At 41.0% G+C, this 14,175-nt stretch carries 18 protein-coding genes; 10 read left to right on the forward strand and 8 right to left on the reverse strand.

From position 1 onward, the window contains the following. Positions 1 to 19: 19 nt before the first annotated feature. The 3 genes from ACSLGF_RS14745 to ACSLGF_RS14755 all read left to right on the forward strand — a co-directional run bounded on the left by ACSLGF_RS14745 (position 20) and on the right by ACSLGF_RS14755 (position 1,933). Complete coding sequence (locus tag ACSLGF_RS14745; RefSeq protein WP_008360622.1) at positions 20 to 184, forward strand: YvrJ family protein; 165 nt, start codon at positions 20 to 22, stop codon at positions 182 to 184. A gap of 94 nt (positions 185 to 278) precedes the next feature. Then, complete coding sequence (locus ACSLGF_RS14750) at positions 279 to 1,442, forward strand: oxalate decarboxylase family bicupin (RefSeq protein ID WP_456006721.1); 1,164 nt, start codon at positions 279 to 281, stop codon at positions 1,440 to 1,442. Positions 1,443 to 1,510: 68 nt separating this feature from the next. After that, entirely contained in the window at positions 1,511 to 1,933 is a 423-nt protein-coding gene (locus ACSLGF_RS14755; RefSeq protein ID WP_456006724.1) for a regulatory YrvL family protein, read from the forward strand. Positions 1,934 to 1,943: 10 nt separating this feature from the next. Here the strand turns inward: ACSLGF_RS14755 and ACSLGF_RS14760 are convergent, their stop codons facing one another. After that, positions 1,944 to 2,411, reverse strand: a complete 468-nt coding sequence (locus ACSLGF_RS14760) for a DinB family protein (RefSeq protein WP_456006726.1) — start codon at positions 2,409 to 2,411, stop codon at positions 1,944 to 1,946. A gap of 241 nt (positions 2,412 to 2,652) precedes the next feature. On the opposite strand from ACSLGF_RS14760, the gene ACSLGF_RS14765 reads away from it, so the two are divergent. Continuing rightward, complete coding sequence (locus ACSLGF_RS14765; protein WP_456006728.1) at positions 2,653 to 3,783, forward strand: FAD-dependent oxidoreductase; 1,131 nt, start codon at positions 2,653 to 2,655, stop codon at positions 3,781 to 3,783. 74 nt (positions 3,784 to 3,857) lie between these two features. Here ACSLGF_RS14765 and ACSLGF_RS14770 read toward each other — a convergent pair whose 3' ends face one another. The 3 genes from ACSLGF_RS14770 to ACSLGF_RS14780 all read right to left on the reverse strand — a co-directional run bounded on the left by ACSLGF_RS14770 (position 3,858) and on the right by ACSLGF_RS14780 (position 8,088). Then, positions 3,858 to 6,443, reverse strand: coding sequence for a YfhO family protein (locus ACSLGF_RS14770; protein ID WP_456006730.1), 2,586 nt, complete (start codon positions 6,441 to 6,443; stop codon positions 3,858 to 3,860). An 87-nt stretch (positions 6,444 to 6,530) separates the two neighbouring features. Beyond that, positions 6,531 to 7,514: a glycosyltransferase family 2 protein gene (locus ACSLGF_RS14775; protein ID WP_456006733.1), complete on the reverse strand. Its 984-nt coding sequence runs from the start codon at positions 7,512 to 7,514 to the stop codon at positions 6,531 to 6,533. 301 nt (positions 7,515 to 7,815) lie between these two features. Then, positions 7,816 to 8,088 carry a YfhJ family protein gene (locus tag ACSLGF_RS14780; protein ID WP_099727607.1) on the reverse strand — a complete coding sequence of 91 codons (273 nt, stop codon included), beginning with the start codon at positions 8,086 to 8,088 and terminating at the stop codon, positions 7,816 to 7,818. A gap of 116 nt (positions 8,089 to 8,204) precedes the next feature. On the opposite strand from ACSLGF_RS14780, the gene ACSLGF_RS14785 reads away from it, so the two are divergent. Both ACSLGF_RS14785 and ACSLGF_RS14790 read left to right on the forward strand, forming a co-directional pair. Beyond that, positions 8,205 to 8,354 (forward strand): small, acid-soluble spore protein K, encoded by a 150-nt coding sequence (locus ACSLGF_RS14785; RefSeq protein ID WP_003217849.1) that lies wholly within the window; start codon positions 8,205 to 8,207, stop codon positions 8,352 to 8,354. Positions 8,355 to 8,379: 25 nt separating this feature from the next. Beyond that, on the forward strand, positions 8,380 to 8,553 hold the full coding sequence (locus ACSLGF_RS14790) for a YpzG family protein (RefSeq protein WP_008360604.1): 174 nt from the start codon (positions 8,380 to 8,382) through the stop codon (positions 8,551 to 8,553). 214 nt (positions 8,554 to 8,767) lie between these two features. Here ACSLGF_RS14790 and ACSLGF_RS14795 read toward each other — a convergent pair whose 3' ends face one another. Beyond that, positions 8,768 to 9,082, reverse strand: coding sequence for a YfhH family protein (locus tag ACSLGF_RS14795; protein ID WP_105928239.1), 315 nt, complete (start codon positions 9,080 to 9,082; stop codon positions 8,768 to 8,770). Between the two features lie 3 nt (positions 9,083 to 9,085). Continuing rightward, positions 9,086 to 9,877 (reverse strand): recombination regulator RecX, encoded by a 792-nt coding sequence (recX, locus tag ACSLGF_RS14800; protein WP_456006737.1) that lies wholly within the window; start codon positions 9,875 to 9,877, stop codon positions 9,086 to 9,088. Positions 9,878 to 9,971: 94 nt separating this feature from the next. On the opposite strand from recX, the gene ACSLGF_RS14805 reads away from it, so the two are divergent. The 3 genes from ACSLGF_RS14805 to ACSLGF_RS14815 all read left to right on the forward strand — a co-directional run bounded on the left by ACSLGF_RS14805 (position 9,972) and on the right by ACSLGF_RS14815 (position 11,249). Continuing rightward, a complete protein-coding gene (locus ACSLGF_RS14805; protein WP_456006739.1) occupies positions 9,972 to 10,868 on the forward strand; it encodes a TIGR01777 family oxidoreductase in 897 nt (298 codons plus the stop codon). A gap of 53 nt (positions 10,869 to 10,921) precedes the next feature. Then, a complete protein-coding gene (locus ACSLGF_RS14810; protein WP_456006742.1) occupies positions 10,922 to 11,032 on the forward strand; it encodes a YfhE family protein in 111 nt (36 codons plus the stop codon). Between the two features lie 61 nt (positions 11,033 to 11,093). Beyond that, entirely contained in the window at positions 11,094 to 11,249 is a 156-nt protein-coding gene (locus ACSLGF_RS14815) for a YfhD family protein (protein ID WP_099727612.1), read from the forward strand. A 34-nt stretch (positions 11,250 to 11,283) separates the two neighbouring features. On the opposite strand, the gene ACSLGF_RS14820 is transcribed toward ACSLGF_RS14815, so the two are convergent. Further along, positions 11,284 to 11,871 carry a nitroreductase family protein gene (locus tag ACSLGF_RS14820; RefSeq protein ID WP_456006745.1) on the reverse strand — a complete coding sequence of 196 codons (588 nt, stop codon included), beginning with the start codon at positions 11,869 to 11,871 and terminating at the stop codon, positions 11,284 to 11,286. A gap of 272 nt (positions 11,872 to 12,143) precedes the next feature. Between ACSLGF_RS14820 and ACSLGF_RS14825 the strand changes: the two genes are divergently transcribed. Further along, positions 12,144 to 13,400 (forward strand): helix-turn-helix domain-containing protein, encoded by a 1,257-nt coding sequence (locus tag ACSLGF_RS14825; RefSeq protein ID WP_456006748.1) that lies wholly within the window; start codon positions 12,144 to 12,146, stop codon positions 13,398 to 13,400. A gap of 18 nt (positions 13,401 to 13,418) precedes the next feature. Here the strand turns inward: ACSLGF_RS14825 and ACSLGF_RS14830 are convergent, their stop codons facing one another. Then, a complete protein-coding gene (locus tag ACSLGF_RS14830; RefSeq protein ID WP_456006751.1) occupies positions 13,419 to 13,883 on the reverse strand; it encodes a thiol-disulfide oxidoreductase DCC family protein in 465 nt (154 codons plus the stop codon). Between the last annotated feature and the right edge of the window lie 292 nt (positions 13,884 to 14,175).

A 14,175-nucleotide genomic window follows, 5' to 3' on the forward strand; every position in this document is an offset into this window, starting at 1 on the left:
CAGCTGGGAGGTGAGACAAATGGAGAACTTTTTTTCAGAGGAATGGCTGAAGCAGCTCGGTCAGGCTGGCTTCCCCGCCATTTTGACGGTTTACTTGCTGACACGCTTTGAACGAAAGTTTGATGAATTAAGCAAGCTCATCCAAACATTAGTTGCTGCACAAAAAAATGATGAATCAGATTGACATCCACTTGATTGATTTCACCTTATGAAAACGAGGGCGAAATGAGAGGCCTTTTATCACCTCACACAATACGATGTTGAAAGGGGATTTTATCATGAGTGAAAAGCAAAATGGTGTACCACAGCCAATCCGAGGAGAAAAAGGAGCAACGGTCAAAATTCCACGAAATCTCGAGCGAGACAGACAAAACCCAGATATGCTCACGCCGCCGGAAACAGATCATGGAACGGTCTCCAACATGAAATATTCTTTTTCTGATACGCACAACCGTTTAGAAAATGGCGGCTATGCACGCGAAGTAACGGTTCGTGAATTGCCGATCTCTAAAAGTCTTGCCTCTGTGAATATGCGGCTAAAGCCGGGCGCTATTCGTGAGCTGCATTGGCATAAGGAAGCGGAATGGGCGTACATGATTTATGGGGAAGCGCGGATTACATCGGTTGATGCAGAGGGACGTAATTTTACAGAGGATGTGACAGAAGGTGATTTGTGGTACTTCCCTTCTGGCTTGCCGCACTCCATTCAAGCACTTGAACCGGGAGCTGAATTTTTGCTTGTGTTTGATGACGGGTCTTTCTCAGAAAATAGTACCTTCCAAGTGACCGATTGGCTTGCTCATACGCCAGAAGAAGTCGTGCTCAAGAACTTCGGACTGACAAAGGAACAGTTGAACAAGCTGCCAGAGAAAGAGAAGTATATTTTCCAAAAAGGTCTGCCTGGCTCTCTTGAAAGTGACAAGGTGAAAACAGCGCAAGGAGAAGTCCCTCATTCCTTTAAATATGAGCTGTTAAAACAAGAGCCGATTACTTCAAGCGGCGGACAGGTCTGGATCGCAGACTCAACCAATTTCAAAGCATCTAAAACGATTGCGTCTGCTCTTGTCAAAGTCGATCCTGGTGCCATTCGTGAGCTGCACTGGCATCCAAATACGGATGAATGGCAATATTTCATTTCTGGAAAGGCACGAATGACGGTATTTGCTTCTGACGGACATGCAAGATCCTTCAACTATCAGGCGGGAGACGTGGGATATGTACCATTTGCGATGGGGCATTATGTAGAAAATACTGGGGACGAACCGCTTTATTTCTTAGAAATCTTCAAGAGCGATCATTATGCAGACATTTCACTCAACCAGTGGCTTGCGGCCACACCGAAACAGCTGGTGCTAGACCATTTAGATCAAGGCGAAGACTTCTTAACATTGCTTTCTACAGAAAAACATCCTGTCATCGCTGCACCTAAAAAAGAGGATTAACGCATACTTCCTGCAAAAAGGTCTGTCCTTTTTGCAGGTATTTCATGTAAAGGAGTGATTGTTTACATATGCAGCAATCTGTTCACGCTTTATGGCAAGGGCTGAAATGGCTCATGGCAGCCTCTGCTGTCTGTTACATATTTTTGTTGTTTTGTGTGCTGTTCTTTCATTTGACTGGTGCTTTTTATCAATCGATTTTATCGATGCTGCTGTTTATGGGCATTTATGTCGTGCTTGGGATATCTTTTGAACATGTGGAACATGTGCTCGTGCGGTTTGCCAGAAAGTGCCGGTCCAAAAAACGATCGATCGTTTTCTATGCCATTTCACTTCATCTTTTGTTTATTTGGGGAGCCGTCTATTTATCAGATGAATTGGTGGGCGACATTTGGCTGTCTACCTCTGAGGAAATTCTCTTTGCTCTAAGCCTTTGTTTGTTTCATTTTTTGTTTGATTATGCTGCGTTTCCGTTTGAGAAAGAGACGGAGTAATCTGCGGCCTTTAAGTGCTTTCTAGTGAGAGCACTTCTTTGATTTGATGCATATGATGGATATCGTGCTGAATGAGCCCTTCGAAATAACTCAACAGGGTCAGTTCGGTTTGACCGATAAGAAAGGATTCGTTCCAGCGAGATGCTTTGATTTTCTTCATTTCTTGAAGTAATTCTGTTCTGACAGCAACAAATCGTCGAATGGTCTCGCTTTTTACTTCCTTTCTCGCCATTTGGGCTGACTGCTGATTCATTTCGTGCACATCAGGTCCTTGAGGTAACGGCCGGTCGTTCCAAAATTCCTTTAGACGATCATGTAAAATAAATTCATCCCACGGAACCAAATGGGCGATGATTTCAGCGATGCTCCACTTTCCATCAGCAATGGCCCTGCGCCATTTTTCGTCTGTTACATCCGTTAACGACTGCACCCATTCAATGGATTGTTCATAGTGATTGATTACAGTGTCTTTGTTCATTTTTTGTTATCCTCCTGATATTTGTTTGTATCCATTTTATTTAAAAGAAGATGAACAGAAATTGAAGGGTTTTATTCTTGCGAAATCATTAATAACATATTATCATATACTTTAATTACCAATTAAACAGATGGAAAGGGGGAATTTTTTGATATGTTGACCTAAATGAAAATGAACCTATTTTATTTTTTTGCACCAAAATAAACCGACCGGTCTGTTTGTAAAAGAGGAGGAAAAGGTGATGAGGAATAAAAATGTGATCATTATCGGCAGTGGTGTAGCAGGATTGGCTGCCTCTTTATTTTTGAAAAAGGCTGGAATTGAAAGCACTATTTACGAGAGTAGATCAAATAAATTAGAAACAGGTGCAGGTTTTTTACTGTCTCCAAATGGTGTAAAGATTTTGGACGAAATAGGGTGTAAGGATGAAGTGATAGCAAATGCAGCAGTGATAAAGAGGATCCATCAAATAAACAGTGAAAATGAAGTGGAAGCTATTTTCAACAATTATAGCGAAAAATATTATCATGCCCCTTTACTGAATGTCATGAGAGACCAAATCATCAAATCACTTTTAAAGGAAGTTCGCCGTCAAGAAATAAAAGTGAAATACAATAAAAAGTTAACTTCGGTCAAACAGACGTCTCATTCCGTTGAGGTTCTTTTTGAAGATGAAACCATGATAACAGGCGATATTGTGATAGGAGCAGATGGGACTTTTTCGAAAACGAGAGAAGCTGTGGCATTTAACGCCAAATTAGACTATAGCGGTTTTTGGGGACTTCAAGGGATATCCTATGTGAAGGATTTCGTATTGGATGAGGCAACAAGTTATTTTTACAATGATGGAAACTTTCAATTCATTTTTGGAAAAGCGCACCCGACAAATAAAATGAATATTTTATGGCAAGCTTTCTCTCAGTGTCCTGAAAAGTTACCTGCAAAACATTTTGAGAAAGCCAGTAAAGAAACCATTCGAAAGTTATTATATAAACAAATGGAACATTGGAACATTCCTAAACACCTTTCTGACATCATCGATCATACAGAAAGGTTTTTTCCACGAAGTATCTATGAAATAAAGGATCTTCCTGTGTGGTCAAAAGGACGAGTTGTTCTTGTAGGTGATGCTGTGCATACGGCAAATCCTTTTGTTGGTCAAGGAGCATCGTATAGTCTAGAAGATGCCATGGTATTAGCAAAAATGCTTAGAGATCATGATTATAGAGATGCGTTCTATTATTATGAAAAAGATCGAAGAAAGAGGACAGAAGAATTGAATGCATTATTTCAGCATTTGAATATTCAATTCGATATTGATAAAAAAATGAACGAATACCATATTGAATGGGAAGAAGAAATATACGTATGAAAATGCTAGACGATGATCAGGTGTTTTTTTCTATGACACGATGAGATGGAAGATAAAAAAACACCACTTATCAATTAAAAGTGGTGTTTCTTGTGTTTTCTACGTGCATAAAGGATTGCAGCTATCAGACTGATCAATGAGATCAATGCGAGAATTCTGATATAAGGCGGATAGTAGGTTAGCACAATCTCGTTTTTGCCTTTTTCTATTGGAAAACCGATAAAGGCGTAATTGGCTTGTTCAATATCGGTCTGCTGACCGTTTACTGTGAGCTCCCAGCCTTTTTCATATGGAACAGGCAGGACCATATAATCATCGCCGCGCTTGTTATCATATGAAATCGTAAAGCGGTTGTTTTCGAGCTTCACCTGCTGGCTGCCATCATCCTGTTTTTCTTTTTCATATGCCTGCTCTAGGATACGGTAAGGTTCATGATACAGCTTTAATTGACTGAACTCATACGTCCCTTTTGGCACTCGAATAGAGAGGATCTTTTCAGCAGGGACCCGAATGGTCACTTCATTTACGCCTGTTTTGTAGATCGATGTATTGCTTTTTCGTGATGTGACGTAGTCATCAACAGACAACTGAAACCCTTCGTTACGGTCTGTCCGCTTCACATAAAAGCTCACATACACATCCCCAGCACGGGCCATATCATCTGGAAGGGTGATATTCAGGCCGCCCGTTTTTCCGTATACATCAAGCACACCATTTTCATACACCGCTTGTTCAGTATGAATGGTTGTATCCTTTACTCGATCGGGTGAGTGCTCGATTTCAGCGTTTCCTTTTTTGTCTAAAATCACGCCTTGCAGCATCGCGTGTTCTTTATCAAGCGCTGAGGCGTGCTGTAGAGATGCTTCTGAATAGACGGTGCTTGTTGTTCTTGCAAATGGCAGCGGCCGTGTATTTTCATACACCTCATAATGCTCGCTTTCCAACATCGGCTTGAAATAAGCTGGCGGTGAGTAAGACATCGCTTTGTCTCGCATATAATACTTGCCGTAGGTCAGGCTGTATAAATTCGCTCGGTCACCCATTGTCGCATAACGGCTGACACTTTCTCGTCCCATATCAATTTGCAGGTCATTCCAGTAGAAATTGAGCAAATGCTGATTCAATATACTCGAATACACACTCATACCTTGAAAGCCTTCAAATAACGGGGTATTGTTTCGCACACCATTCATCCAATCAATTCGGGCGAGCGGGTCTTTTGAGCGGCTTTGAATTTGCTGAATGAGCTCCATTTGCTCAGGGCCAGCATACGCCTCACTCTTCATATACGTATCTGATACTTCATTGATATTGCTGCTTTCAGATAAATAAACCTGTTGATAAATGCCTGCTGTCAGTAGGCTAACGACAATGAGTACAGCTGAAAAGAGACGAAGGTGCTGACGTTTTTCAGCATGTATCCAAAGGAAGAACAAGCTAATCACAAGCAGTCCTATGCCTGTAAATATAACGACATCCATATTTCCCATCGCTCGTTCTGACAAGAATACAGTGAGAAGGAAAACAATCCAGGCACCTAATACCGCTCGCTTTTTCCACTTCCACTCTATTTGCGTGAAATGCTTCATGGTGATCGCAACGACCGCACCAACTGTAAAGGCGAGAATGTATTCAAATCGGTACTGCGGTGCAGAAAAGCCATTAAACACGCTCGCCATCTTTGGACTGTAGTGAAAAATCATGAGCAGAACACTGATCGATGTGAACATGAAAAACCACCTGTTCCGGTAAAGCGGAACGAGGAACAAACAAATGAGAAAAATGACAGGTAATATATACACCCTGCTTGTAAACAGCAGATGATCATGCAGCTCGAACCAAGGAATCGACTGTTCATAAGGCGGTCTTATATTATTGAGAAAGCCGTAAACAGATGGGATAAAAAAGGCGGCACTGATCCCAAAGGATAGCAGCGTTGAAATCGCAAGGGTCCAGAAAACCTTCCAGCCGCGCTCCTCGCTCCGAAGCTTGATCATATATCTGAATACGAGATAAATCGCTAAAAAGATAAAGTGAATATAAGCAAAGTAAAAATTGTTGATCAGCATGAGGCTGCAAGCCACAATAAACCAAGCCGGCTTGCCTGTTTTGAAAATACGTTCAATCCCAAGCACAAGCAGCGGGAGCCACATCATGCTGTCGGTGAAAAATTCCCAAAACGTTTCATGTCGAAAATACACAATAGACAGCCCATAGATCCCGGCACCAGTCAGTGCGCCAAGTCTATTTTGAACCAGCGAAAAAAGAACGCGATACGCAATAAAAAGAATCAACGTCAGCTTGATCACGCTGATCCAAATCACAGCATTTGCCCAGAAATGAATGTCCGTTGACTGAATGAGATGAAGCGCATTCATTATCCAGACAACAAGCACTGTGACCATAAAGACAGTCGACGTTGTAAAATAATAGCCTAATTGTGTGTATGTACCGCCGCCTAGACCAAATTGATAGGAATAAAAGAAGTTTCCTTTGACGTATTCGTCATAAAGCAGCTTTTTAAATGGGAGCATTTGAGAAATGCCGTCCCCATCTCCTGTCATATATCGGCCTTGCGTATATTCATATAAGAAAAAGGAGTGTCCTAATAGAGCGAGAATGAGGCACATTCCAATGATTATCCATCTACGTTTCATCATCTAAATCCTTTCCACAAAAGATCCGCTGTTCTTTGAAACAAAACAATCCAGCAAGCGAATCGTGCTTGCCGGTTATTTGACTCCACGTTATTTAAATAACTGCGTTAACACTCGGTCTTGTTCTTTTGAGCTTGTCTCTTGTTCCATGACATTTGATTCTTGGATTAAATAATGCGGCCTCTTTTTCGTTTCATAGTAGATCCGGCCAATGTATTCTCCAATCACGCCTAGACTCAAAAGCTGGACACCTCCGAGGAAAAGCACAGCCGATATTAAAGTGAAATAACCCGGTACCATAATGCCCGTTCTGACGATTTGAATAAAGGTGGCCACGATGTAAATCAAAGAGAGGAATAAGATCAGTATGCCAGTATAAAAACAAATACGCAGCGGGCGGTTGTTAAAGGAAATCACACCATCAATGCCATAGTTAAATAATTTCTTCAGTGACCATTTTGTATCACCATGCTGTCTTTCGACATTTTCATAATAGATGACCTTTTCTTCAAACCCAATCCAGCAAAAAAGCCCTTTCGAAAAACGATTCCCCTCTTTCAGCTTCAGCAATGCGTCGATTGCTTGGCGTGAAATTAAACGGAAATCTCCTACACCATCACGCAAGTCTACTTCAACCACCTTGTTCATGATTTTATAGTACATCGATGATAAGTAAGAGCGAAGCTTGCTGTCTCCTTTACGGTTCCGTTTGGCAATGACTTGATGGTAGCCTTCTTCATACCCTCTGACAAAATCCTGAATCAAATACGTCGGGTGCTGCAGGTCGGCGTCCATAATGATCGCAGCTGCTCCCTTTGCATGTTCAAGCCCTGCCAAAATAGCGGCTTCCTTCCCGAAGTTACGCGAAAAGGAAATATATTTGACCTTTGCACTTTTGCGAGAGAGCTCTCTCATATATTGAAGCGTATTGTCTTTGCTTCCATCATTAATAAAGATGATTTCAAAGTCATAATGAAAATCGCGAAACTCTTCCTCGAGTGCCTCAAAGATTCGTCTGATGTTTTCACCTTCATTGTAAGAAGGAATTATAACAGAGAGCAATTCCCGTTCCATATCGCACCTTCTCTTCACTTTTTTCACATAGTCTGTTATGTTCATTATTCCTTTTTTGTCAGAAAACGAAACCCTTTTTTATTATCCATAAATTACATGTCTCTTTAATCGTTTCATTATATCAAAGTTTTATTTCCAGTGATTTTCAGCAAGATGAATTTAATGTAATTTTAAGTTTAAACATTGTAAAAAGCCTGTAATTCCTATCACAGACTGGGTATTGTTTCATAAAATTGTTTTTACTTTTATATATTTTCCTGTTTTTTGAAAAAGATGAGTAGAAGTGAAAAGGACAACTCTTTTAGTGCAGAAGCCCTTTGTGGTTTTGTTGCAGATGCTCGTTTGCCTTTGATTGTTTATTTTGAAATAAATGCAGCTGAGCACCGTAGCTCTCAATCCATTCTTGGACAATCCGTTCTGTCGTTTCCTGTCCTTTATACTTGCGGCCTGCCTTTGCATAGGTCGTTTCAAAATCACTCCAAAGCAGCTCTACCCATGTACGTGCTTCTTCATATGTCAGCATATTGTTTTTTTCCATGAGTTGTTCTGTTAATCGCTCAAAGTATTGTTCCATGTCGGTTCCTCCTTCATCTAGCAGAAAGTGCCTTTTAAAAAAAACCTCTTTTTTCATATACTACCCTTACGTCTTCAAAAGACGCAAATGATTTGTATTGTTTGGAGGGAATCGATATGCGCAATAAAGCAAAAGGCTTTCCAAATCAAGTGAATCACAAGTTTGAAGGCGAACCAGGCGCCACAGATGCTTATGCGTCTAAAAGGCCGAATGGTGAGACGAATACACGTCCACAGGAACGTATGAGGGCATCAGGGAAACGCTAATTTTTCCAAAGGGAGTGCTTGAAATATGAGTTCAAATGGGAAATCGTATATGGCAGACTTTGTTCAACTAAGGACAACCGCTTACCCTCAACCATGGGCGAATGCAAAGCATTCTGCCTCTCAGGTCAACGGAGAAACGCAGCAAACGCAGCACGACATCGTACTTCAGAACAACGTCCGTAAACAGCGTTCGAAGTAAAGAAAAGGACTGATCCTCAGATCAGTCCTTTAGATTGTTGACAAAGGGCTAAAATGATCTTTATTTTAGCCCTTTGTCTTCTTTTCAGCGTGATAGAAAACCTTTGCAGTCTAGGAAGGACGAGTACTGGAGCGGAGCGAATTTGACATTCGTGAGCACCGGCACGCAGGACTGACAAAGAATGCGAGGGTTTTTCTACACGCTGATCCTCAGATCAGTCCTTTTGCGTAAGCATTGAAATCGGCAGGGCATCTTCTTTATTTGGAGCCGACACTCTGTACCCCCAAGCAAACACCCCGTTTAGATATTCCACGTAAAATTGCTCGTCTGTGTCTTTGATTTGATAGGTCGTCTTGGTCTGAATCAAGGCTGGATCTAATAAATAGGCTTTGGCCATATCAATTTTTCGCTCTAAGACGGCGTATTCATTCACAATGCCTAGCTGCTCAGCCTTTCTAGCTTTTTCAGAAAGGGCTGCAATCTCCTGCTTTAATTCATATTCTGTCATCTCACTATAGCGTTTTTCCATCTGTTATTCCCCTTTGTCTAACACGTGATCAATTGTATCGAGATCAAAGCCTTTTCGGTATAAAAATTGCTTCACTTTCATCTTCTTTTCAAAAGACCCGTCATATCCTACCTTGCGCTTTGCCTTCTCGAGCATATACAGGAGGGCTTCTTCTTCTTTTTCCTCTTCTTGTCCATCATAGGCTTCTTGAAGGGCTTTATCAATGACCGCAAACGAAAATCCCTTTCGCTGAAGCTGGAGCTTGATGCGCTTCTCGATCTCTTTTGCAGAACGATTCTTTTCTTTTCTCGCAAGCTTGAGAACCTGCTTGACGGCTTCCTCCAGCTGTAAGTCATCAGGATATTGCGATAGCGCTTGTTCAATGGTGTCATCGTCTATGCCTTTCAGCTTTAATTCTTTTTTCAGGACGGACGGCCCTTTGCTGTTCGTTTTCCGGTGGGTGCTCACATATGCTTCTGCAAATTCAAGATCATTTACATACTTATAATGCTTTAATTTGTGTATAATTTCACTAATAGCAGGTGCTGGTATTTCTTTTTTCGTTAAATAATCGGTGACTTCTTTCACTGATCTCATGCGGTAAGATAAATAATCGACGGCCTGCTGAAATCCCTTTTTGACAGAATCACCGAATTGAATCTGAATGATATCTGCTTCGTCCAGCTCTTTCCCTTTTTTCAAATCGTGCTGGACGAGCACATCTAGATCAACGCTAAAGGCGTACTTTTCATCAAGAAAGATGTTCACGCGCTCTGTATTGTTTTTCTGAGCAGAAATTTTTGTAATATAGGGCATCCTGTAATCACTCCTTTTCTAAAACAGTCAGGATGTTTCTTCTGATTCAAAATTGTGAAAGATATAGGTATGTATATGAGAGGAGAGATGTCAATTGAATATCGCCATCACCGGAGGAACCGGTTTTATCGGCCAGCACGTCACAAAGGTGCTCGCAGCTGAAGGACATCATCTATATATTTTAACAAGAAATTCAAAGGAATCCGAACAAAATCATTTACATTACGTGCAGTGGCTGACAGAAGGTGCTGCGCCTGAACATGAATTGCCTGCCATCGATGTATGGATTAACCTTGCTGGAAAATCCATTTTCACACGCTGGACAGACAAGGCGAAAGAAGGCATTCTCTCTAGCCGTCTACAATCAACACAAGAAGTGAGACGCATTATAGAAGCGCAGGAAACGAAACCGTCCGTGCTCATTCAAGCAAGTGCTGTCGGTATTTATGGCACTTCTAAGACAGAGGATTTTACGGAGGAAGCCCCTCCAGCCGATACAGATTTTTTAGGTCATACGTCAAAGCTTTGGGAAGCTGAGGGTCAAAAAATGGAAGCTCTCGGCATCCGTACTGTCTATACACGCTTTGGGGTTGTGTTAGGAGAAAAAGGGACACTGCCTCTGATGACCATGCCATACAAGCTGTTTGCCGGTGGAACCATCGGCTCGGGGTCACAATGGGTATCGTGGGTTCACGTGGAAGATGTGGCACATCTCATTGCCTTTGCCATCCGTCATGACGCGGTATCGGGTCCACTCAATGTCACGTCTCCGAATCCTGTTCAAATGAAGCAGCTCGGACAAACCATCGCCTCCGCCCTTCACCGTCCCCACTGGCTGAAGGTGCCACCCTTTGTTATCAAAACGGCACTTGGCGAAATGTCATTACTTGTTTTAGAGGGCCAGCGTGCCCTGCCGAAAAAGGCCCAGCTTTCTTCTTATGAATTTTTGCACCCTGAGCTAAAAGAAGCGATTTTATATTCAGAGGAATAAAGTTTGTCAAAAACACCCACCCTATGAAGAAACGATATGAGGGGGCCAATTTGATGAAGAAAAAAGACCACCAACCAACTTCGAAGCTGAAGAAAACCCAGGAAGTCCTGTATCAGCAGGAATTCAAAAAAGCGGAAAGAGTAGCAGAAAAAAGAAGCAAATAAGACGGATATTCCACTCCAACAAGCACATAACTATAGTGATCTTGTAAAGGAGGAGAAGGCTTTGAAAAAAGACCAACACAAAAAATCTGTCCAAGAAATCGCGGCACAAGAGACGGATGGCGAATTTGTTGAATTTTCCAAAGAACTTGCAGATCCAAATGACGTAAAAGCAATGGCACGTATGAAAGCAGCCGATCAGCGCGCCAAAAAACAATAAGTAAAAAAGCAGACCCTTTCAAAAAGGGCTGCTTTTATTTAATTTCAGTAAGCAGACTTGATGCCTTCTGACGTGATTTTTCCTCAGGGACTTCTTCTGGATAACCGATGTGAAGGATGGCTGCAAAACGCTCGTTTTCCTTTAATCCCATCTCCTGTTGAAAGCCTTTGTCGTATAAAATGCGGCCACTCTTCCATACCATACCGATCCCTTGATCCCAAGCGAGCAACTGGAAGTTTTGAATCAAAGCGCTCACTGCGGCAAAATCATCATTTCTCACCACTGGGTTCTCGTCTTCCTTTAATACGACAAATAATAGCGCTGGGACTTTTGAAAAGTAGTCTCTGTATTGAGTAATCTTTTCTTCCTTTGCATCTGGGTTGTTGCGTTTAAAGAAAGCAATGAAGCGCTCAACAAATGTCGCTTTTGCTTCATCAGTTGTCGCGTATAGAAAGCGCCATGGCTCAGTGATTTTATGATTCGGTGCATAGACCGCATCCTCTAATAATGGCTGAAGCTGCTCAATGGTCACTGCCGTTTCTTTGAATGTTCGAATCGATCGTCTATATCTGACAGCGTCTCGAACCGTTAACGCTTCTGTTTGTTGTTTCATGTTTGGCATATATGTCATCCTTTCAATCAATTTTAATTGAAATTGATTCTCATTCACATTATAAACATCATCACGTGTTGTTGCAAATAGAGTATCCCTCCCCATCTGCTAAAAAGTTGTTTGACTTTTTCAAGTAATGTTACAATCATATTACGTTTTAAACAAATTTTGAGAAATCCGCCAAGATGATGAAATGATTTCAGGTATTCCCATTTCGTCTGATTCGGTCATTTTTTCAAAAGGCTTTCAACCCATGATTGGAAGGGAGGCTTCTGGATGGAATGAAAATCAATATTGGGCAAATCATTAAACTCTATCGTTATAAACAAAATATGACCCAATCTGAATTGGCAGAAGGAATTTGTTCTGTCTCTCATTTAAGTAAAATTGAAAATGGCTCAAAGGAGGCCAATCAAGATACGATCAATCTGCTGCTTGAACGGCTTGGTATCAGCCAAGAAACGCTGTCGCAAAAGGCGCGTCACCTACTGTCTCTCTTGGATGAGTTTCAAATGAATATGTATTTCTATGCACTCGATCAGGCTGAACAAAATGCAGAAATGATCATTCAACACGAGGAACAGTTCTTTTCGCTAGATTTAGGAATTCAGTATCATTTGTCCTTATTTCAATTTTATTTATTAACGGAAAAACAGCCGCTTGCCTTAAAAACACACCGCGTTCTCAAAAAGTTTGAAAAAACCTTTATTGAAACGGAAAAAGAAATTTTTGAATATCTAGATGGCATCCATCAGATTAAAAATGGTCAGCTTGAAGAAGGGCTGAAAAAACTTGAAAGCTGCTTTTCCTACGCGTCTGTTGAACAAAGTGACCTGTATTATCACTATGCAAAAGCACTTGGAAATATGGGACATCTTGGTGATGCGCTTGAAGCCACACATCAAGCGATGGATTTATATAGACAAAAGAACAATTTCAAGCGGATCATTCACTGTACACTCATTCATGGCGTGATCTCACTGGAACTAAAAGCTTTTCAAACAGCTAAGAAATATTTAAAAGAAGTGATTTTGCACACTTCCCTTCATCCTGATGCCTATATTAAAATGACGGCTTATTTTTATTATGGGGTGCTCTTAAAACGTGAAGGTGATTTCTCTTCAGCTGTGCCTTATTTACTAGATTCACTCAATTACTTTAATCAAGAACAGATAGAAGATCGTTACTGTGAAACGCTATATGAAATTGCGACATTGTATGCTGAATATGATCGTAAAAAGGCGCTTCCTTACATACACGAGCTGTTAAAACAGCCTCGTATTCAGCCAAACTGTTTATATATGATTAAAATATATAAATTGATGATTGAGGAGAATCCTCATGATTTGAAAACATATTTAGTCGAAGCAGCCATTCCTTATTTTGAACACAATCAGCTACACAGTGAGTACTTGTTTGCTCTTAGAACCTTGCTTTCCTATGCAGCTTCTGAGCTTGACGAACGTGCGTATATGTCCTACACGGGGAAGCTGCTTGATCATTTAGCGTCATATGTTCCCTATTACAAAAAAGCATGACCTTCTGCCGATCGAAGGTCATGCTTTTTGTTGATCTGTATCAGGACGGGTGACTTGTTCAACAGAATGAATATACCGTTTTCTCGCAAAATAATCATACGCATGTTGTCCAAATCCTAGCCAAATGCTGAGCACAATGAATGGGACCGTTCCCCATAATGCAGGGATGTTACAAGCAATACGCAGCCAAGTATAGATCCCTGAATTTTTCTGATTTTTGGCTAAGGAAATAGACACGATTCGTTTTTCTGCCTTCTCTTCACTTATTTTATTCAGCCTAAGCAGCTGTGAATGTCTAAATGATTCAAAGTATATACGGTTCTTCCAATCGAGTGATTTTAACAGGTCAATCGCTTTTGCACATGAAGGACTTTGTCCATCATAAAACACAAGCAGTCTAAGTGATTTGATGGAACGCTGTTCTCTTTTTTTTGATTCAGCGAGCTTCTTCTTTTCTTGGTCGAGATAAATGATTTTTTTCATAGATTGATCGCCAGTCCTTTTCCGTCATTTGTTTTTTTAGTTCGTTCAAAGGAGATTACAATTAGATTACTATAGTTGCTGGGCCTCTTGTATTGGGAAAAAGCAAACCAACGTGCGTTATATGAGCCTTTAGATAAGGGCAAAATTGATGATTTCATGGCATATATGAGGTTTTTCAACTAAAAGTGGTTGGGAAAATCGTGGTGCTTTGCGGTTTTCTGCGGTATTTGATAGAAATCTGCGGTTTTTCTACAACTTTATGCGGTGTTTTGTAGGTAAAACGCAAAAACAA

Source organism: Bacillus sp. A015, assembly GCF_053851875.1.